Source organism: Sphingomonas carotinifaciens (assembly GCF_009789535.1).
GTDB classification, from domain to species: Bacteria; Pseudomonadota; Alphaproteobacteria; order Sphingomonadales; family Sphingomonadaceae; genus Sphingomonas; species Sphingomonas carotinifaciens.
On sequence record NZ_WSUT01000005.1, the window covers coordinates 1,230,728 to 1,249,132 of the forward strand.

Below are 18,405 nucleotides of genomic sequence, written 5' to 3' on the forward strand. Positions count from 1 at the left end.
CGGATCATCCGTGCGGGCGTTCTGCGTTCCGGTCTAAGTACGTCGGGCCGTAGGGCGGGGGGCGAGCTGGTCGAGGGCGTCGGGGTTGGTGCGGGCCCAGGCGTAGAGCAGTTCGACCGGCTCGACGAAGCGGGTGCCGAGGGGGGTGAGGCGGTACTCGACCGCTGGCGGTACCACGCTTTCGACATGACGCGTCAACAGGCCGGTATCTTCCATCTCGCGCAGCGTCTGGGTCAGCATCTTCTTGGAGATGCCGGGCAGGCTGCGGTGGAGGACGCCGGTGCGGGCCGCGCCGGCGTGACGGGCGTGGAGCACGTGGAGGATCATGCTGGTCCATTTGGTCGCGAACAGCGCCAGCACGCGGCGCGGGGCGCAATCCTCCCGCCATTCCTCGTCGTTCGATCCGGGGCGCATGGGTGGTTACCTTTTGGTGACTAGGTTCCTATTTGGTGCCGTCTAGAAGCTGCGACCGGCGACGCCTAGCTGTGATCTTTGAACGATCAAGGTGCGAGGATCATGGCAAAAACGGCGTTGGTAGTAGGGGCGAGCGGGATTGTCGGCAGTGCGGCGGCGGCATTGCTGGCAGAGCAGGGATGGACGGTGCACGGACTGGCACGCCGACCGGTGGCGCAGGACGGCGTGCGGCCCGTCGTCGCAGACCTGCACGATGCGGCGAACACGCGTGCGGCGTTGGCCGACATCGCGCCCGATGCGGTGTTCATCACCACCTGGGCGCGGCAGGACAGCGAGGCGGAGAATATCCGCGTCAATGCCGCAATGGTGCGCAACCTGCTGCATGGCCTAACGCCCGCCACTGGGCCGCGGCATGTCGCGCTGGTCACCGGGCTCAAGCACTATCTGGGGCCGTTCGAGGCTTACGGCAAAGGCACGTTGCCGCAAACGCCGTTCCGCGAAGAGCAGGGGCGGCTGGACGTCGAGAATTTCTATTATGCGCAGGAGGATGAACTGTTCGCCGCGGCGGCACGCGACGGTCTCACCTGGAGCGTGCACCGGCCGCACACGGTGATCGGCAAGGCGGTCGGCAATGCGATGAACATGGGGACGACGCTGGCGGTTCATGCCACGCTGTGCCGCGAAACCGGGCGGCCATTCGTCTTTCCGGGATCGGCCGCGCAGTGGCATGGGCTGACCGACATGACCGATGCGGGCCAGCTTGCCCGCCACCTGCTCTGGGCGGTGGAGACGCCCGCGGCACATGACGAGGCGTTCAACGTGGTCAATGGCGACATCTTCCGCTGGGAATGGATGTGGGGCCGTATCGCCGCATGGTTCGGGATCGAGCCGGCGCCGTTCGACGGCGTCGTCCGGCCGCTGGAGACGCAGATGGCTGGCGATGCGCAGGCGTGGCGGGAGATCGCGGCGCGGCACCAGCTGATCGAGCCGGACCTGTCGCGGCTGGCCTCGCCCTGGCATAGCGATGCCGATCTCGGCCGCCCGATCGAGGTGGTGACCGACATGTCAAAGAGCCGGCGGCTGGGCTTCACCAGCTACCAGCCGACGGATGATGCGTTCTTCGCCTTGTTCAACCGTTTGCGGGCGGATCGATTGATCCCATGAACTTGCAATAGACTCGCATTAGCGTTAATCCTGACCTCCAAGGAGAAGGCCATGCGTGTCGCAGCATCTGTCACAGCCGATCGTCTTGCCGCATCATCGATCGCGGCGGAGACGATCGTGCGGGCGGTAGCGGTGTGGCGCGCGGCGCGCGCGGCGGATCGCCCGGTGTTGCCCCCGCTCCACGCATTGCTTGCACCGATCGGCCACGACATGCTGGCCCCGGTGATCGACAGCGTGCTTCGGCTGGGCGAGCAATGCCTGGGCAGGACGCCGTGCCGCGACTGTCCCTTCGGTTCGCAGACCGATGTCGAATTGCTGATCGACCTGTTGCGTGATCCCCGGCGGGTGGCGACGCTGCCGCGCTGTGCGCAAGCGGCGCCGAAGGCCAAGGCGGTGTTTGCGGGTGCGCTTGCCTCGGCCGGTGTGATGATGGCGATGGCTTGACGCCCGCATTGCAGAATTGGACTGCCTGACTTATTCGTATATTATCTACGAAGGGGGGCATAATGAAGACGCCGGGTGCGATGATCGCCATGCTGTTGGCCAGCCAAGCGGTGGCGCAGGCCCCCGCCGACCCCGCCCATACACTGCCCGATTATGCCGCCGCCATGATCGGAAAGCCGCTGGCTGCGCTGAAGCTCGACTCCTTTTACACACGCTATCTCGATGCGCATGGCATTCCGATCGCGGCGTCGCACAAGGTGCCGTCCGTGGCGTTGCTGTTCGCGCGTGACATCGTTGAAGACATGCTGACCGAACGGCCCGACCTGCGGCACTGAATGATCGCGCGTGGCCTGCGGATCGCGATCATGGCGACCGAAGAGGGCACGACCGATCTTCCCGAACAGCGCGATTGGAAGAAGCCGGAACGCAACGACCCTGCGCTGACCCGGTGCGAGCGCAAGCACTACGATGTGCGCATCGGGGCCCTGACCGATGCGCAATATTGGAACGGCCGTGCGCGGGGGATGGGCGGTATATTGACCTCCGGTGCGACGGAAAACCTGCTCGCGATCCCGGGCACGTCTTATTATGGCGAGAATATCTTCGTTCACGAATTCAGCCACGCCATCCTCAATGCGGTCGAGCAGGTGGACCCGCTGCTGTATCAGCGGGTGGAGCGGGCCTATGCCGCGGCGATGGCGGCGGGGCTGTGGAAGGGCGAATATGGATCGACCACGGTGCATAAATATTGGGCGGAGGGCACCCAATACTGGTTTAACTCCAACATGGTGGCGCGCTTCGGTGCGGTGACGGTATTGTCGGACGCGGACCTGCGCCGATATGATCCCGCGCTTTCGGACGTGCTGCGGCAAGTATATGGTGATCGCCACCGGCTGACCGCTGACCTGTTCTTCGAGCATCCCGCGCGCGTGCCGCCGGGGGCGGCGCCGGCCTTTACCGCCGAAGAGTGCTGATCGAGGCCGCTTCTTTCCGGTTGCCGGAGGTGCGCGATCGTGTCCATCGCGATGCCGATAAGCTGGTCCATCAAAGGCTTGCGCGCCATGGGTCTTTGGATGACCTCGCGCGTGCCCGATCGTACAGGTCCGATGCGCGCCTCCGACGTGGAACTGATGACCCCGATCGCTTGTTCGCTCGCGCCATGGACCAGCACCCGAATAACGCCGTGAACTATCCGGCTCTCGCCGTCCCGCAGATCCAACTGCACGGACCCGTCGACGACGCGATGTACGCGACGTTCAAGCAGCAACTCGCCGCCGCCTCGGCCGGCGAGGGGCCGCTGGTCGTGTCGATCACCACGCTGGGCGGCGACCCGGAAATGGCGCGGGCGATGGGCGACTCGATCCGCCTGCTGCGCGACTATACGGGGCGCGAGACGCTGTTCCTGGGCAAGGTGGCGGTGTATTCGGCGGGCGCGACCTTCATGTCCGCCTTCCCGGTGGACAAGCGCTTCCTGACCCGCAACACCCGGCTTATGCTGCACGAGCGGCAGATGAACGCCGCGGTCGACCTGAAGGGGCCGCTGACCACGCTGCCCGCGGTTTTGAGGGCCAAGCTCAACGAGATCGAGCACTCGATCATGATCCAAGAAGAGGGATTTCGCGCGATCGTCGCCGGATCGCGGGTGGATTTCGAGACGATCCGCGAAAAGGCGGTGGCGAACTGGTATATCGATGCCGAGGAAGCACGCGACCTGGGCCTGGTGCTCGACGTGATCTGACGATCGGGCGGGCGTCTGCGGTTGCCGGGCGCCCGCCAGTCGCGATCGGCATATTTTTCGCTGTCAAGACATTTGCGGGCTGCGCGCCGGTCATGTATCGGGCAGGCACGATCCTTGCCGGCGATCTGGTCGGCCCATCAGCGGACATCGAACCCATGGCTGAATTTGCCCTGCCCAAGAACAGCGTCATCAAGAAGGGCGAAACGCACAAGGCGACCACCACCGGCCGCATCAAGAAGTTCAAGGTCTATCGCTACGACCCCGATTCGGGCCAGAATCCGCGGTACGACACGTTCGAGATCGATCTGGACGAATGCGGCCCGATGGTACTGGACGCGCTCATCAAGATGAAGGGCGAGCAGGATTCGTCGCTGACCTTCCGCCGTTCGTGCCGCGAGGGCATTTGCGGTTCCTGCGCGATGAACATCGACGGGCGCAACGGCCTGGCGTGCACCACCGCGATCGAGGATGTGAAGGGCGAGGTGCGCATCACCCCGCTGCCGCACATGGACGTGGTCAAGGACCTGGTGCCGGACTTCACGCATTTCTATGCGCAGTACGCCTCGATCCAGCCCTGGCTGCAGACCGTGACGCCGGAGCCTGCGGGCAAGGAGCGGCTGCAGTCGCCCGCCGATCGCGCGAAGCTCGATGGTCTGTACGAGTGCATCCTGTGCGCCTGCTGCTCGACCTCGTGCCCGAGCTATTGGTGGAATTCGGACAAGTTCCTGGGGCCGGCAATCCTGCTTCAGGCCTATCGCTGGCTGGCGGACAGCCGTGACGAGATGAACGGCGAGCGTCTGGACGAGCTGGAGGACCCGTTCCGCCTGTATCGTTGCCACACGATCATGAACTGCGCGAACGTCTGCCCCAAGGGTCTGAACCCCGCCAAGGCGATCGCCGAGATCAAGAAGATGGAAGCCGAGCGGATCGTCTGATCCGCTTGCGACTACCCCTCTGCTGAAGAGGGTGGGGTGGGCCATGTCCGCCGGTGCGGCATTTGCGGGACTGCCCCACCCCGTACCCCTCCCCTGACGGGGAGGGGAGAAGAAGCGACCGTTTCCCCATGCCTGACGTACTTTCCGCCTATCAAGCCCTGGTCGGCGCGGGCGAGCTTCGCCCCGATCCCGAACAGGCCGCTGCCGCCGCCAGACTGGATGCCCTGGCAACCCAATTGGAAAGGCCGCCGCGCGGAGGCTTCCTTGCGCGGCTGACCGGTCGTGGCGGACAGGCCCCGCGCGGCGTCTATATGTGGGGCGGCGTCGGGCGCGGCAAATCGATGTTGATGGACCTGTTCTTCGACCATGTCGCGGTCGAGCGGAAACGACGGGTGCATTTCGCCGAGTTCATGCTGGAAGTGCATGGGCGCATCGGCCGGGAGCGGGCCAAGCAGGTCGGCGAGCCGATCGCGCCGGTTGCCGCGGCCCTGGCCGAGGAAACGCGGCTGCTGGCGTTCGACGAGATGATGGTGACGAACAGCCCGGACGCGATGATCCTGTCGCGCCTGTTCACCGCACTGATCGAGGCGGGGGTGACGGTGGTCACCACCTCCAACCGCCGGCCGGCCGACCTCTACAAGAATGGTCTGAACCGCGAGCATTTCCTTCCCTTCATCGCGCTGATCGAAGGGCGGATGGACGTGATCGCGCTGAACGGCCCGACCGATTACCGGCGCGACCGGCTGGGGCAGGTGGATACCTGGCTGGTGCCGAACGGGGCGGAGGCGACCGCACAACTGTCCGCCGCCTTCTTCCGGCTGACCGACTATCCGGTGGAGGATGCCGCCCACGTACCCTCGGAAGAGCTGCCCGTGCAGGGCAACCGGACGCTCAGGGTGCCCAAGGCGCTGAAGGGCGTGGCGGTGTTCTCGTTCAAGCGGCTGTGCGGCGAGGCGCGGGGCGCGGCGGACTATCTGGCGATCGCGCGGCGGTTCCATACGGTGATCCTGGTCGGCATCCCGAAGCTGGGGCCGGAGAATCGCAACGAGGCGGCGCGCTTCGTGGCGCTGATCGACGCGCTGTACGAGCACAAGGTGAAGCTGCTTGCCGCAGCGGATGCGCAGCCCGCCGATCTTTACGAAACCGGGGATGGACGCTTCGAGTTCGAGCGTACGATCAGCCGGTTGGAGGAAATGCGCTCGGAAGAGTATCTGGCCAAGGGTCACGGCGCAGACGAGGAGACGCGGTAGCGAGCCTGCCGCGCACCCGCTCGGACCAGCCAGTCAGGGAGCCTGTCGAAACCAGTAGCACTGCCGCCTCCGGCGCTCTATTGCTCTTGCGAACCAGTTGCAATTAAAATGCAAAACCGCGTGCTTTAGCGGTTGCGGCATGCCGGCAATCGGCGTAGTCCGCATGACCAATCACGCACGTCCATCACGGAGAAGGATTGGAATGGCCCGCAAGAAGATCGCGCTGATCGGCGCCGGCAATATCGGCGGCACGCTCGCGCACCTCGCAGCCCTCAAGGGTCTCGGTGACATCGTGCTGTTCGACGTGGTCGAAGGCGTTCCCCAGGGCAAGGCGCTGGACCTGTCGCAGTGCGGCCCGGTCGAGGGCTTCGACGCGAACATCAAGGGTTCGAACGATTATGCGGACATCGCGGGGGCCGATGTCATCATCGTCACCGCCGGTGTCGCCCGCAAGCCCGGCATGAGCCGCGACGATCTGCTCGGCATCAACCTGAAGGTGATGAAGGCGGTTGGCGAGGGGATCGCCGCGAATGCGCCCGATGCGTTCGTGATCTGCATCACCAATCCGCTCGACGCGATGGTGTGGGCGCTGCGCGAATTCTCCGGCCTGCCGCACAACAAGGTCGTGGGCATGGCGGGCGTGCTCGACTCGGCACGCTTCAGCCACTTCCTTGCCGACGAGTTCGGCGTGTCGGTGAAGGACGTGAACACCTTCGTGCTGGGCGGGCACGGCGACACCATGGTGCCCGTGCTGGAATATTCGACGGTCAGCGGCATCCCGGTCAGCGACCTGATCGAGATGGGCTTCTCCACCAAGGAGAAGGTCGACGAGATCATCAAGCGCACCCGTGGCGGCGGCGGCGAGATCGTCGCGCTGCTGAAGACCGGGTCTGCCTATTACGCGCCCGCGACCAGCGGCATCGCGATGGCGGAAGCCTATCTGTACGACCAGAAGCGCATCCTGCCGGCGGCCGCGCACCTGACCGGCCAGTACGGCATCGACGACCTGTATGTCGGCGTGCCGGTGGTGATCGGCGCGAACGGCGTCGAGAAGGTGGTCGAGGTCAAGCTGTCGGACGAGGCGAAGGGCAATCTTCAGGTCTCGGTCGATGCGGTCAAGGAACTGCTGGTCGCGTGCAAGGGCATCGACGGCACGCTGGCCTGATTTCAACGCCCGCGCGCGGATGGTCGACGCGCGGGCATCTTTAGCCCCTTGAACAAGGGGGCAACGTCCAACGGGAGCCCCCATGAGCATCCTCGTCAACAAGAATACCAAGGTCATCACCCAGGGCATGACGGGTGAAACCGGCACGTTCCACACGCAGCAGGCGCTGGCCTACGGCACGCAGATGGTCGGCGGCGTCACGCCGGGCAAGGGCGGCACGACGCACCTCGACCTGCCGGTGTTCAACACGGTCGCCGAAGCCAAGTCGAAGACCGGTGCCGATGCCAGCGTGATCTACGTACCGCCGCCCTTCGCCGCGGACTCGATCCTGGAGGCGATCGACGCCGAGATCCCGCTGATCGTGACGATCACCGAAGGCATTCCGGTGCTGGACATGGTGCGCGTGAAGCGCGCCCTGTCGGGTTCGAAGTCGCGCCTGATCGGCCCGAACTGCCCCGGCGTGCTGACGCCGGGCGAGTGCAAGATCGGCATCATGCCCGGTTCGATCTTCAAGCAGGGTTCGGTCGGCGTCGTGTCGCGCTCCGGCACGCTGACCTATGAGGCGGTGTTCCAGACCTCGAATGCAGGCCTGGGCCAGACGACCGCGGTCGGCATCGGCGGCGATCCCGTCAACGGCACGAACTTCATCGACGTGCTGGAGCTGTTCCTCGCCGACGAGGCGACGCAGTCGATCATCATGATCGGCGAGATCGGCGGCGATGCCGAGGAGCAGGCCGCGCAGTTCCTGAAGGACGAGGCCAAGCGCGGTCGGAGCAAGCCGATGGCCGGCTTCATCGCGGGTCGCACCGCCCCTCCAGGCCGTCGCATGGGCCATGCCGGCGCGATCGTGTCGGGCGGCAAGGGCGATGCCGAGAGCAAGATCGCGGCGATGGAAGAGGCCGGGATCAAGGTCGCGGCCAGCCCCTCGGAACTCGGCTCGACGCTGCTGTCGGTGCTGAACAAGTAAGGTGATCGCCTCCCCCGCCGGGGAGGCGGCCCTAAGGGCGCGGGTGTCGCGGAACCTGTCGCCCTCATCACCCCCTCGCGATCGGGAGGGGCAGAAGGACAATGACGATGGGCTACGAAGGTCAGGAATTCAGCGACATCGCCACCGGCGTCAGCCCGGCGTTCATTGAGGCGCTTTATGCCAAGTACCAGGCCGACCAGTCGTCGGTCGACGGCGGCTGGCGCAGCTTTTTCGAAGGGCTGGAGCAGGGTGTCGGGGCTCCGAGCTGGAGCAACAAGCGGTGGCCGCTGACCACCACCGACGACCTGACCGCAGGGCTCGATCCCACGCAGATGGAGCCCGCGCCCAAGCCCGCGCGTGGCGGCAAGGCAGCGCCGGCCGCACCGGCGGCGGCGGCGCCCTCCACCGACGACATCGTCAAGGCGGCCGGTGACGCGATCCGCGCGCAGCTGCTGATCCGCACCTACCGGGTGCGCGGCCACCTGGCCGCCAACCTTGATCCGCTGGGCCTCGCCAAGCGCGAGATGCCCGAGGATCTGAAGACCGAATATTATGGCTTCACCGACGCCGACCTCGACCGCAAGATCTATCTTGGCGGCACGATGGGCTTCGAATGGGCGACCGTTCGCGAACTGGTCGACACGCTGCGCAAGAATTACTGCGGCAATGTCGGCCTGGAATATATGCACATCGTCGATGTCGAGGAGCGCCGCTTCCTGCAGGAGCGGATGGAAGGCCAGAACAAGGCGATCGAATTCACCACCGACGGCAAGAAAGCCATCCTGAACAAGGTGGTCGAGGCCGAGCAGTGGGAAAAGTTCCTCGGCAAGAAATATGTCGGCACCAAGCGCTTCGGCCTGGATGGCGGCGAGAGCATGATCCCCGCGCTGGAATCGGTCATCAAATATGGTGGCCAGTACGGCGTGCGCGAGATCGTGTTCGGCATGGCGCATCGCGGCCGCCTGAACGTGCTGGCCAATGTGATGGGCAAGCCGCTGCGCGTGATCTTCCACGAGTTCGCCGGCGGCTCGGCCAACCCCGATGACATCGGCGGTTCGGGCGACGTGAAGTATCACCTGGGCACCTCCACCGACCGCGAGTTCGACGGGCACAAGGTGCACATGTCGCTGGTCGCCAACCCATCGCATCTGGAGGCGGTGAACCCTGTCGTGCTGGGCAAGACCCGCGCGATCCAGACGATCGCCAGCGACCTGAAGGATCACAGCGCCTCGCTGCCCGTGCTGATCCACGGCGACGCGGCGTTCGCGGGGCAGGGAATCGTCTGGGAATGCCTCGGCTTCTCCGGCATCCGCGGCTACAACACCGGCGGCTGCGTCCACTTCATCATCAACAACCAGGTGGGCTTCACCACCAGCCCGCAATTCGCACGCTCCTCGCCCTATCCGTCGGACGTGGCGAAGGGGGTGCAGGCGCCCGTCTTCCATGTGAACGGCGACGATCCCGAGGCGGTGACCTTTGCCACCAAGATGGCGATGGAATTCCGCCAGAAGTTCCACCGCGACATCGTGATCGACATGTGGTGCTATCGCCGCTTCGGTCACAACGAGGGCGACGAGCCGGGCTTCACCCAGCCGCTGATGTACAAGGAAATCCGCCAGCATCCAGGCGTCAGCGACATCTACGCCAAGCGCCTGATTGGCGAGGGCGTGATCGACCAGGCGTGGCTGGACGAGAACGTCAAGCAGTATACGACGCTGCTCGAAGGCGAGTTCGAGGCGGGGGCGGCGTACAAGCCCAACAAGGCGGACTGGTTCGCCGGGCGCTGGTCTGGCCTGTCGGCGCCGCGCGAGGGTGACCAGGGTCGCCGCAACGTCGAGACGGGGCTGGACAAGAAGCTGTTCGACGCGATCGGCCGCACGCTGACCACGGTTCCGGACAGCATCCAGATCCACAAGACGCTGGCCCGCGTGCTGGATGCCAAGCGGCAGATGTTCAGCACGGGCGAGAATTTCGACTGGGCGACGGGTGAGGCGCTGGCCTTCGGCTCGCTGCTGTCGGAAGGCTATGGTGTGCGCCTGTCGGGACAGGATTCGGGTCGCGGTACCTTCTCGCAGCGCCATGCGGTGTGGGTCGACCAGACCGACGAGCACAAATATGTGCCGCTCCAGACGGTGGAGCATGGCCGGTTCGAGGTGCTCGATTCGCCGCTGTCCGAATATGGCGTTCTCGGCTTCGAATATGGCTATGCGCTGGCCGACCCGAAGACGCTGGTGCTGTGGGAGGCGCAGTTCGGCGACTTCGTCAACGGCGCGCAGATCATGATCGACCAGTTCATCACCTCCGGCGAGGCCAAGTGGCTGCGCGCCAACGGCCTAGTGATGCTGCTGCCGCACGGTTACGAGGGACAGGGGCCGGAGCATAGCTCGGCACGGCCCGAGCGGTTCCTGCAGGCATGCGCGGGCGACAACATCCAGGTAGCGAACGTGACCACGCCGGCTAATTACTTCCACCTGCTGCGCCGGCAGATGCACCGCAACTTTCGCAAGCCGCTGGTGCTCTTCACGCCAAAGTCCCTGCTGCGCCACAAGCTGGCGGTGTCGAAGGCGGAGGACTTCCAGTCCGACAGCCATTTCCGGCGTATCCTGTCCGACCCCAATGGCGCGGCCGACGAGGCGACGACGCGGCTGGTGCTGTGCACCGGCAAGGTGGCGTATGACCTGCTGGAGGCGCGCGATGCGGCGGGCGACGAAACCACGCAGATCGTACGTGTCGAGCAGCTTTATCCCTTCCCCGGCGACGCGCTGGCGGAACGGGTGAAGCGCATGCCGAACCTGCAGGACGTGGTGTGGGCGCAGGAAGAGCCGAAGAACAACGGCTACTGGTTCTTCGTCGAGCCGCTGATCGAAGAGTCGCTGGCGGCAGCCGGATCGTCGGTGAAGCGGGCACGCTATGCCGGCCGTACCCCGGCCGCATCGCCCGCCACGGGCCTGATGAAGCGGCACACCGCCGAGCAGGGGGCGCTGGTCGCCGATGCGCTGGGCCACAATGTGCGCGACGAGATCCGTCGCACGCGCGGCGAGGAGGGCACCACCGCCTCGCGCCCCACGCAGGGACCGTCGAGCTGATCGCCGCCCGGTCGGGCAAGCAGATGAACCGCGCAGCACCTGACCGGGGATCGTTGCGCAACTGGGCCCCCGGCCGCGCCGGGGCAGAAGGATAGAAACAATGGCGACTGAAGTTCTGGTGCCGACGCTCGGCGAATCGATCACCGAAGCGACCCTGGGTGAATGGCTGAAGCAGCCCGGCGACGCGGTCGCCGTCGACGAGCCGATCGCGAGCCTGGAGACCGACAAGGTGTCGGTCGAGGTGCCCTCGCCGGTGGCGGGCGTGATGGGCGACCATGCGGTGAAGGTGGGCGACACGGTGCAGGTCGGTGCGCTGATCGCCACCGTCGATGCCGGTGGCTCGGCCCCTGCGAAGACGGAGGCCAAGGAGCCTGCGGTGACCGCCACCCCGGCATCGGCGCCTGCGCCGAGCGCATCGGCGGATAGCGAGCCCGCGGGCGACTCGCCTGCCGCGCTGTCGCCGTCAGTTCGCCGCGCGATCCTGGAACATGGTCTCGACCCCTCGACCATCAAGGGTACCGGCAAGGACGGCCGCATCACCAAGGAAGACGTGGCTGCCGCTGCGCAGAACAAGCCGCAGGCCGCTGCCGCTCCGGCCGCTGCCGCACCGCAGGCGTCGGCTGCAACGGGTGAGCGCAAGGAAGAGCGCGTCAAGATGACCCGCCTCCGCCAGACGATCGCCAAGCGCCTGAAGGAAGCGCAGAACAGCGCCGCGATGCTGACGACGTTCAACGACGTCGACATGACCGCGGTGATCGAGGCGCGCGCCAAGTACAAGGATCTGTTCGAGAAGAAGCACGGCGTGCGCCTGGGCTTCATGGGCTTCTTCGTGAAGGCCGCGACGATGGCGCTGAAGGATATCCCGGCCGTCAACGCCTCGATCGAGGGCGACGAGATCGTGTATCACGATTATGCGGACATCTCGGTTGCGGTGTCGGCCCCGAACGGCTTGGTCGTGCCGGTGATCCGCGACGCGCAGAATCTGACGGTCGCAGGCATCGAGAAGACGATCGGCGACTTCGGCAAGCGCGCGAAGGACGGCACGCTGAAGATGGACGAGATGAAGGGCGGTACCTTCACCATCTCGAACGGCGGCGTGTTCGGCTCGCTGATGTCGACCCCGATCATCAACCCGCCGCAGTCGGCGGTGCTGGGCCTCCACCGTATCGAGGAGCGTCCCGTGGTGCGTGACGGCCAGGTCGTGGTGCGCCCGATGATGTATCTCGCGCTCAGCTACGACCACCGCCTGATCGACGGCCGCGAGGCGGTGACCTTCCTGGTCGCGCTGAAGAACGCGATCGAGGATCCGACGCGCGTCCTGATCGACCTCTAAGAACGACCCTTGCCGGGCCCTCGTTTCGGCGGGGGTCCGTTCACATATCGACCGCAGCGGGACGGATCCCGTAAGGCTGGACCCCGAAAGCCGGGGAACGGGAGAGACAAATGGCTGAGTACGACTATGACGTCCTGGTGATCGGCGCGGGCCCCGGCGGCTATGTCGCGGCGATCCGCGCGGCGCAGTTGGGCCTGAAGACCGCATGTGCCGAATCGCGCGAGACGCTGGGCGGCACCTGCCTCAATGTCGGCTGTATCCCGTCCAAGGCGTTGCTCCATGCCTCCGAACTGTTCGAGGAAGCGAGCCACGGCGCGTTTGCGAAGTTCGGGATCGAGGTGGAGGGCGCGAAGCTGAACCTCGAGCAGATGCATGCGGAGAAGAAGAAGGCGGTCGGCGAGCTGACCGGCGGTATCGAGTACCTGTTCAAGAAGAACAAGGTCACCTGGCTGAAGGGCAAGGCGAGCTTCACCGACGCCAGCACCGTAACCGTCGGCGAGCAAACGGTTACCGCGCGCGACATCGTGATCGCGACGGGCTCGTCGGTTACCCCGCTGCCCGGCGTCGAGATCGACCAGAAGGTGGTGGTGGATTCCACCGGCGCGCTGGCGCTGCCCAAGGTGCCCGAGCATCTGGTGGTGATCGGCGGCGGCGTGATCGGGCTGGAACTGGGCTCGGTCTGGCGTCGTCTGGGTGCCAAGGTGACCGTGGTCGAATATCTCGACCAGATCCTGCCCGGCTTCGATGGCGAAGTCCGCAAGGAATCGGCCAAGCTGTTCAAGAAGCAGGGCTTCGAGTTGAAGACCGGCACCAAGGTGACCGGCGTCACGGTCGAGGGCGAAACGGCGACAGTGTCGCTGGAGCCGGCGAATGGCGGTGCGGCGGAAACGCTGACCGCGGATGCGGTGCTGGTCGCGATCGGCCGCAAGCCGAACACCGACGGCCTGAACCTCGAAGCGGCGGGCGTGAAGCTCAACAACCGTGGCCAGGTCGAGATCGATCATGACTTCGCGACCAATGTCGACGGCGTCTGGGCGATCGGCGACGTCGCGCCGGGCCTGATGCTGGCGCACAAGGCCGAGGACGAGGGCGTCGCGGTGGCCGAGAACATCGCAGGCCAGACCGGCATCGTGAACCACGACGTGATTCCGAGTGTGGTCTATACGATGCCCGAGATTGCGGGCGTTGGGCTGTCCGAGGAAGCGGCCAAGGAGAAGGGCGAGGTAAAGGTCGGCAAGTTCCCCTTCATGGCGAACAGCCGCGCCAAGACGAACCGCGACACGGATGGCTTCGTGAAGGTCATTGCCGACGCCAAGACGGACCGGGTGCTGGGCGTGTGGATCGTCTCCAGCCTGGCGGGGACGATGATCGCCCAGGCGGCGCAGGCGATGGAGTTCGGTGCGACGTCGGAGGACATCGCCTATACCTGTCATGCCCATCCGACGCATTCGGAAGCCTTGAAGGAAGCCGCGATGGCGGTGCGGGGCAAGCCGATCCACGTCTGATCGGCACCACGTCCGGAACCGGCAAGGGGCCGCGGGAGAGCGATCTCCCGCGGCCCTTCTCATGGGCGATCAGTGCGGGACGGCGCCGGTTTCCACACCCGTCTTGTCGTGCAGCGCATAGCGGTCGATCAGGTCGGCACTGGCGGCATTGTAGCCGATCACCTCGACCGTCCGGCCGCCACCGCGCAGGCGGGTGACGATCTTGTCGAGCGCACCGACGCCGGAAATGTCCCAGAAGTGCGCGGCGGAGACGTCGATCACCACGGCGGTCGCAGGCTCGTCGGTGCGGAAGGCGCGGGTGAAGCGATCGACCGAGGCGAAGAAGATCTGGCCCGACACGCGGTAGGTCGCGCGGTCGCCCTGCACGTCGCGGACGACCGCGAACATGCGCTGGACCTTGCCGGCGAAGAAGACGCCGGAGAGCAGCACGCCGACGAGTACGCCCTGTGCCAGGTTGTGGGTCGCGACGACGGTGATGACGGTCGCGACCATGACGACGCTGGAGGTCCAGGGATGGTGGCGGATGTTGGTGATCGAGTTCCAGCTGAAGGTGCCGATCGCGACCATGATCATCACCGCGACCAGCGCCGGCATCGGGATGCGACCGACCCAGGGGCCGAGGACGGCAAGCATGAAGAGCAGCACCGCGCCCGCCGCGAAGGTCGATAGCCGGGTGCGACCGCCCGAGGTGACGTTGATGACCGTCTGGCCGATCACCGCGCAGCCACCCATGCCGCCGGCCAGCGCCGAGGCGATGTTGGCGCCGCCCTGGCCCATGCATTCGCGGCGCTTGTCGCTGTCGGTCTCGGTCATGTCGTCGACGATCTGCGCGGTCAGCAGCGCCTCCAGCAGGCCGACCGCCGCCATGGTGAGCGAGAAGGGCAGGATGATGCGCAGCGTCTCCAGCGTGAGCGGCACCCGGGGCAGGGTGAAGCTCGGCAGGCCGTGCGGGATGTTGCCCATGTCGCCCACCGTGCGCACCGGCAGGCCCAGCGCGATGCTGACCGCGGCGAGCGACAGGACGGTCACCAGCGGGGCGGGTACCGCCTTCGTCACGCGTGGAAAGAGGTAGACGATGAAGAGGCCGGCGGCGACCATCGCATAGCTGTGCCACGTCACGCCTACGAGTTGCGGCAACTGGCCCATGAAGACCAGAATGGCGAGCGCGTTGACGAAGCCGGTGATGACCGAGCGGGAGACGAACTGCATCAGAAGGTCGAGCCGGGCCAGCCCCGCGACGATCTGGATGAGGCCCATCAGGATCGTCGCGGCGAAGAGGTAGTCGACGCCGTGATCGCGGACGAGTGGCGTCACCACCACGGCCACCGCCGCGGTCGAGGCCGAGATCATGCCGGGGCGCCCACCGAGCAGCGAGATGACGATGGCGATCGCCACCGAGGCATAAAGGCCGACGCTGGGATCGACACCGGCGATGATCGAAAAACCGATCGCCTCCGGGATCAGGGCGAGGGCGACGACGACGCCGGCAAGGACGTCGCGGCCGGCCTGCGGCGCGCCGACGAACCATTCGGCGCGGGTGCGGGAAAGAAAATCGGTCATGAGGAAATCTGCAACGGGGCCCATGGCGCCGGATATGGGCGCGACGGATAGGGCATGGGCAGGTTGTCCGGCGGATCGGCGGCCGGAAGAGCCACCCGGAGTCTCACCGGGTCCTTGCGATTGTTCGCGCCCTTAGCGGAGGTGATGGGGGCGGGGCAAGCCGCGCTATGCCGCCGGCCTGTTTCGCGGCCCTATTTCGCCGCCTTGCGCAGCGCGAGGCGGACCAGCGCGTCGAGCGTCGCGGTTTCGCCCAGATCCTCCTCGGCGGCCGCGACCGCGGCACTCGCCTCGGCGGGGCGGAAGCCGAGGTTGAGCAGCGCGGACACCGCATCGGCGCCGGCACCGACCGGGATCACCTGCGACGCGGCGGCGGGGCCGAGGATGATGCCGCCGGTCTTGTCCTTCAATTCCATCACGATGCGCTGCGCGAGTTTCGGCCCGACGCCGTTGGCGCGCGCGATCATCGCCTTGTCGCCGCTGGCGACGGCGCGGGCGATCTCGGACGGGTCGAGCGCGGACAGGATGGCGAGTGCGACGCGCGCGCCCACGCCCTGCACGCCGGTCAGCAGCCGGAACCAGTCCCGCTCGGCCGAGGAGGAGAAGCCGACCAGCCGGATCGAATCCTCGGACACCAGCATTTCGGTGTGCAGCATCGCGGCCTCGCCCACCGGGCCGATCGCTGCCAGCGTGCGCGCCGAGGCGCCGACCAGATAGCCGACGCCGCCGACATCGATCACCGCATGGTCGGTGCCGGTTGCGTCCAATCGTCCCTTGAGATGCGCGATCATGGGAGTGATCGCTAGAACAAACCCGGCACGCTGTCACGGGGGGGCGATGCGCTCCTCGTGGTCAGGGAATGGTTCACGCGAAGACGCGAAGACGCGAAGAAGGAAGGGGATTCACGCGGAGACGCGGAGAAGAAGAGGGTTTTGCGCGTGGAGGCGCAGATCGCGCAGAGATTGGTTCTTGAGCCGTAGGCTCGGCCTTCATCACCGATCGTGCACGTCTTCCGATCGGAAACGGGTGCCTCGGTCGCGCCGGACGCTGTCCCTCTGCGTCCTTTGCGCGAACCTGCACTTCTTCTCCGCGTCTCCGCGTCTCCGCGTGAAACATCTTCTTCGCGGCTTCGCGGCTTCCCTTCCGTTCCGCGGGGGCATCGCTTGGTTATGGCCTGTGATGGTTCACGCGAAGACGCGAAGACGCGAAGAAGGAAGAGGATTCACGCGGAGACGTGGAGACGCGGAGAAGAAGGGGGTTTTGCGGGCGGAGGCGCAGCGCGCGCAGGGATTGGTTCTTGAGCCGTAGGCTCGGCCTGCATCACCGATCGGGCGTGTCTTCCGATCGACAGCGGGTGCTTCAGTCGCGACGGACGCTGTCCCTCTGCGTCCTCTGCACGAACCTGCACTTCTTCTCCGCGTCTCCGCGTGAGAAATCTTCTTCGCGGCTTCGCGTGAACGAATATCCCGCTACCCCGGAAGGTTACGCCGAAATGCCTGTCCGTCGCATTTGTGCACGTGCGCTGGCGAGGTGGTGGGCGTGGGTGATCGCCACCGCCAGCGCGTCGGCGGCGTCGGGGCCGGTCAGTTTTACGCCGGGCAGCAGGTGGCCGACCATCGCCTGGATCTGTTTCTTGTCCGCGCCGCCGGTGCCGACCACCGCCTTCTTGACGATGCTGGGGTGATATTCGCCGACGATCAGCCCGGCCTGGGCCGCGGACAGCAGGACGATGCCGCGTGCCTGACCCAGTTTCAGCGTGGACTGGGCATTGGAATTGCCCAGCACTTCCTCCACCGCCGCGCCGTCCGGGCGTTCGACCCGGATCATTTCGGCCAGCGCGGCGTGGAGATAGGTCAGGCGGCGGGGCAGGGGCATGGACGGCTCGGTCTTGATCTGGCCGTTGCCGACATGGCGCAGCCGATTGCCCTCCGCCGCGATGACACCCCAGCCGGTGGTGCCGAGACCGGGATCGAGACCGAGCAGGATCATGCCGGCTGGATCAACCCAGCTTCTCCATGACCTCGTCCGAGACTTCGTAATTGCCCCAGACGGTCTGCACGTCGTCGTCGTCGTCGAGCGCGTCGATCAGCTTGAACAAAGTCGCAGCATCGCCTTCCTCGACCGACACCATCGTCTGCGGCCGCCAGGCGAGCTTGGCGCCCTCGGCCTCGCCCAGCACCGGCTCCAGCGCCTTGCTGACTTCGTGCAGCGCGCCCTGTTCGGTCCAGATCTCGTGGCCGTCCTCGGTGGAGGTCACGTCCTCGGCACCCGCTTCCAAGGCCGCCTCGAACACCTTTTCAGCGTCGCCGGCGCTGGCCGGATAGGTGATGAGGCCGACCCGGTCGAAGCCGTGGCTGACCGAGCCTGCGGTGCCCAGATTGCCGCCATTCTTCGACACCGCGGTGCGCACGTTGGTGGCGGTGCGGTTGCGATTGTCGGTCAGCGCCTCGATGATGAGCGACACGCCGCCGGGGCCGAAACCCTCGTAGCGGATTTCCTCGTAATTCTCCGTATCGCCCTTCGATGCCTTGTCGATCGCGCGCTGGATATTGTCCTTGGGCATCGACTGCGCCTTGGCCGCGTTGACCGCGGCGCGCAGGCGCGGGTTCATGTCGGGATCGGGCAGGCCCATCTTGGCCGCCACGGTGATCTCGCGGGAAAGCTTGGAGAACATGCCCGAGCGCTTTTTGTCCTGCGCGCCCTTGCGGTGCATGATGTTCTTGAATTTGCTGTGGCCTGCCATCGGTGCCTCATTGAGTGATGCAGCGCACTTAGCGGGCCGGGGACGGTTTTGCCACCTGCGCGAAATACAAGTCTTGTTTGGGGCCGTGCCCATGCGGCATGGCC

17 protein-coding genes and 1 other annotated feature are annotated in these 18,405 nt (G+C 66.0%); of the genes, 12 read left to right on the forward strand and 5 right to left on the reverse strand.

Annotated features, from left to right (window positions below):
* Positions 1-33 precede the first annotated feature (33 nt).
* Positions 34-414 carry a winged helix-turn-helix transcriptional regulator gene (locus GQR91_RS07795; protein ID WP_149682192.1) on the reverse strand — a complete coding sequence of 127 codons (381 nt, stop codon included), beginning with the start codon at positions 412-414 and terminating at the stop codon, positions 34-36.
* A gap of 102 nt (positions 415-516) precedes the next feature.
* Between GQR91_RS07795 and GQR91_RS07800 the strand changes: the two genes are divergently transcribed.
* The 12 genes from GQR91_RS07800 (at position 517) to lpdA (ending at position 14,001) form a co-directional block, all read left to right on the forward strand.
* Positions 517-1,578 (forward strand): SDR family oxidoreductase, encoded by a 1,062-nt coding sequence (locus GQR91_RS07800; protein WP_149682191.1) that lies wholly within the window; start codon positions 517-519, stop codon positions 1,576-1,578.
* Between the two features lie 51 nt (positions 1,579-1,629).
* Positions 1,630-2,022, forward strand: a complete 393-nt coding sequence (locus GQR91_RS07805; protein ID WP_149682190.1) for a hypothetical protein — start codon at positions 1,630-1,632, stop codon at positions 2,020-2,022.
* Positions 2,023-2,084: 62 nt separating this feature from the next.
* The gene (locus tag GQR91_RS19510) at positions 2,085-2,357 is read left to right on the forward strand and encodes a hypothetical protein (RefSeq protein WP_235903995.1); all 273 of its coding nucleotides are present in this window, start codon (positions 2,085-2,087) and stop codon (positions 2,355-2,357) included.
* Positions 2,358-2,996: a glycoside hydrolase gene (locus GQR91_RS07810; protein WP_249042525.1), complete on the forward strand. Its 639-nt coding sequence runs from the start codon at positions 2,358-2,360 to the stop codon at positions 2,994-2,996.
* 185 nt (positions 2,997-3,181) lie between these two features.
* A complete protein-coding gene (locus GQR91_RS07815; RefSeq protein ID WP_149682189.1) occupies positions 3,182-3,760 on the forward strand; it encodes a ClpP family protease in 579 nt (192 codons plus the stop codon).
* A gap of 155 nt (positions 3,761-3,915) precedes the next feature.
* Positions 3,916-4,695, forward strand: a complete 780-nt coding sequence (locus GQR91_RS07820) for a succinate dehydrogenase iron-sulfur subunit (protein ID WP_149682188.1) — start codon at positions 3,916-3,918, stop codon at positions 4,693-4,695.
* Between the two features lie 128 nt (positions 4,696-4,823).
* A complete protein-coding gene (zapE, locus tag GQR91_RS07825; protein ID WP_149682187.1) occupies positions 4,824-5,945 on the forward strand; it encodes a cell division protein ZapE in 1,122 nt (373 codons plus the stop codon).
* A gap of 202 nt (positions 5,946-6,147) precedes the next feature.
* Entirely contained in the window at positions 6,148-7,110 is a 963-nt protein-coding gene (mdh, locus tag GQR91_RS07830) for a malate dehydrogenase (protein ID WP_112382030.1), read from the forward strand.
* A gap of 82 nt (positions 7,111-7,192) precedes the next feature.
* A complete protein-coding gene (sucD, locus tag GQR91_RS07835) occupies positions 7,193-8,077 on the forward strand; it encodes a succinate--CoA ligase subunit alpha (protein WP_112382031.1) in 885 nt (294 codons plus the stop codon).
* 107 nt (positions 8,078-8,184) lie between these two features.
* The gene (locus tag GQR91_RS07840) at positions 8,185-11,163 is read left to right on the forward strand and encodes a 2-oxoglutarate dehydrogenase E1 component (RefSeq protein WP_174236633.1); all 2,979 of its coding nucleotides are present in this window, start codon (positions 8,185-8,187) and stop codon (positions 11,161-11,163) included.
* Positions 11,164-11,263: 100 nt separating this feature from the next.
* Positions 11,264-12,496, forward strand: a complete 1,233-nt coding sequence (gene odhB / locus GQR91_RS07845; RefSeq protein WP_112382033.1) for a 2-oxoglutarate dehydrogenase complex dihydrolipoyllysine-residue succinyltransferase — start codon at positions 11,264-11,266, stop codon at positions 12,494-12,496.
* Between the two features lie 110 nt (positions 12,497-12,606).
* Positions 12,607-14,001, forward strand: a complete 1,395-nt coding sequence (gene lpdA, locus GQR91_RS07850) for a dihydrolipoyl dehydrogenase (RefSeq protein ID WP_149682185.1) — start codon at positions 12,607-12,609, stop codon at positions 13,999-14,001.
* Between the two features lie 69 nt (positions 14,002-14,070).
* Here lpdA and GQR91_RS07855 read toward each other — a convergent pair whose 3' ends face one another.
* From GQR91_RS07855 to GQR91_RS07870, 4 genes are all read right to left on the reverse strand, one after another.
* The gene (locus tag GQR91_RS07855; protein ID WP_149682184.1) at positions 14,071-15,561 is read right to left on the reverse strand and encodes a SulP family inorganic anion transporter; all 1,491 of its coding nucleotides are present in this window, start codon (positions 15,559-15,561) and stop codon (positions 14,071-14,073) included.
* Positions 15,562-15,622: 61 nt separating this feature from the next.
* Positions 15,623-15,678, reverse strand: a sequence feature (sul1 is cis-regulatory element that is thought to sense ions involved in sulfur or methionine metabolism; They are found in Alphaproteobacteria).
* Positions 15,679-15,752: 74 nt separating this feature from the next.
* Entirely contained in the window at positions 15,753-16,349 is a 597-nt protein-coding gene (ruvA, locus tag GQR91_RS07860; protein WP_149682183.1) for a Holliday junction branch migration protein RuvA, read from the reverse strand.
* Between the two features lie 691 nt (positions 16,350-17,040).
* Positions 17,041-17,547: a crossover junction endodeoxyribonuclease RuvC gene (gene ruvC / locus GQR91_RS07865; protein ID WP_149682182.1), complete on the reverse strand. Its 507-nt coding sequence runs from the start codon at positions 17,545-17,547 to the stop codon at positions 17,041-17,043.
* A gap of 10 nt (positions 17,548-17,557) precedes the next feature.
* The gene (locus tag GQR91_RS07870; protein WP_149682181.1) at positions 17,558-18,301 is read right to left on the reverse strand and encodes a YebC/PmpR family DNA-binding transcriptional regulator; all 744 of its coding nucleotides are present in this window, start codon (positions 18,299-18,301) and stop codon (positions 17,558-17,560) included.
* Positions 18,302-18,405: the final 104 nt, after the last annotated feature.

Excerpts from the sequence above, each read along its gene's own strand:
- GQR91_RS07795 (WP_149682192.1), bottom strand. The coding sequence starts at position 414 with ATGCGCCCCGGATCGAACGACGAGGAATGGCGGGAGGATTGCGCCCCG.
- GQR91_RS07800 (WP_149682191.1), top strand. The coding sequence starts at position 517 with ATGGCAAAAACGGCGTTGGTAGTAGGGGCGAGCGGGATTGTCGGCAGT.
- GQR91_RS07805 (WP_149682190.1), top strand. The coding sequence starts at position 1,630 with ATGCGTGTCGCAGCATCTGTCACAGCCGATCGTCTTGCCGCATCATCG.
- GQR91_RS19510 (WP_235903995.1), top strand. The coding sequence starts at position 2,085 with ATGAAGACGCCGGGTGCGATGATCGCCATGCTGTTGGCCAGCCAAGCG.
- GQR91_RS07810 (WP_249042525.1), top strand. The coding sequence starts at position 2,358 with ATGATCGCGCGTGGCCTGCGGATCGCGATCATGGCGACCGAAGAGGGC.
- GQR91_RS07815 (WP_149682189.1), top strand. The coding sequence starts at position 3,182 with ATGGACCAGCACCCGAATAACGCCGTGAACTATCCGGCTCTCGCCGTC.
- GQR91_RS07820 (WP_149682188.1), top strand. The coding sequence starts at position 3,916 with ATGGCTGAATTTGCCCTGCCCAAGAACAGCGTCATCAAGAAGGGCGAA.
- zapE (WP_149682187.1), top strand. The coding sequence starts at position 4,824 with ATGCCTGACGTACTTTCCGCCTATCAAGCCCTGGTCGGCGCGGGCGAG.
- mdh (WP_112382030.1), top strand. The coding sequence starts at position 6,148 with ATGGCCCGCAAGAAGATCGCGCTGATCGGCGCCGGCAATATCGGCGGC.
- sucD (WP_112382031.1), top strand. The coding sequence starts at position 7,193 with ATGAGCATCCTCGTCAACAAGAATACCAAGGTCATCACCCAGGGCATG.
- GQR91_RS07840 (WP_174236633.1), top strand. The coding sequence starts at position 8,185 with ATGGGCTACGAAGGTCAGGAATTCAGCGACATCGCCACCGGCGTCAGC.
- odhB (WP_112382033.1), top strand. The coding sequence starts at position 11,264 with ATGGCGACTGAAGTTCTGGTGCCGACGCTCGGCGAATCGATCACCGAA.
- lpdA (WP_149682185.1), top strand. The coding sequence starts at position 12,607 with ATGGCTGAGTACGACTATGACGTCCTGGTGATCGGCGCGGGCCCCGGC.
- GQR91_RS07855 (WP_149682184.1), bottom strand. The coding sequence starts at position 15,561 with ATGACCGATTTTCTTTCCCGCACCCGCGCCGAATGGTTCGTCGGCGCG.
- ruvA (WP_149682183.1), bottom strand. The coding sequence starts at position 16,349 with ATGATCGCGCATCTCAAGGGACGATTGGACGCAACCGGCACCGACCAT.
- ruvC (WP_149682182.1), bottom strand. The coding sequence starts at position 17,547 with ATGATCCTGCTCGGTCTCGATCCCGGTCTCGGCACCACCGGCTGGGGT.
- GQR91_RS07870 (WP_149682181.1), bottom strand. The coding sequence starts at position 18,301 with ATGGCAGGCCACAGCAAATTCAAGAACATCATGCACCGCAAGGGCGCG.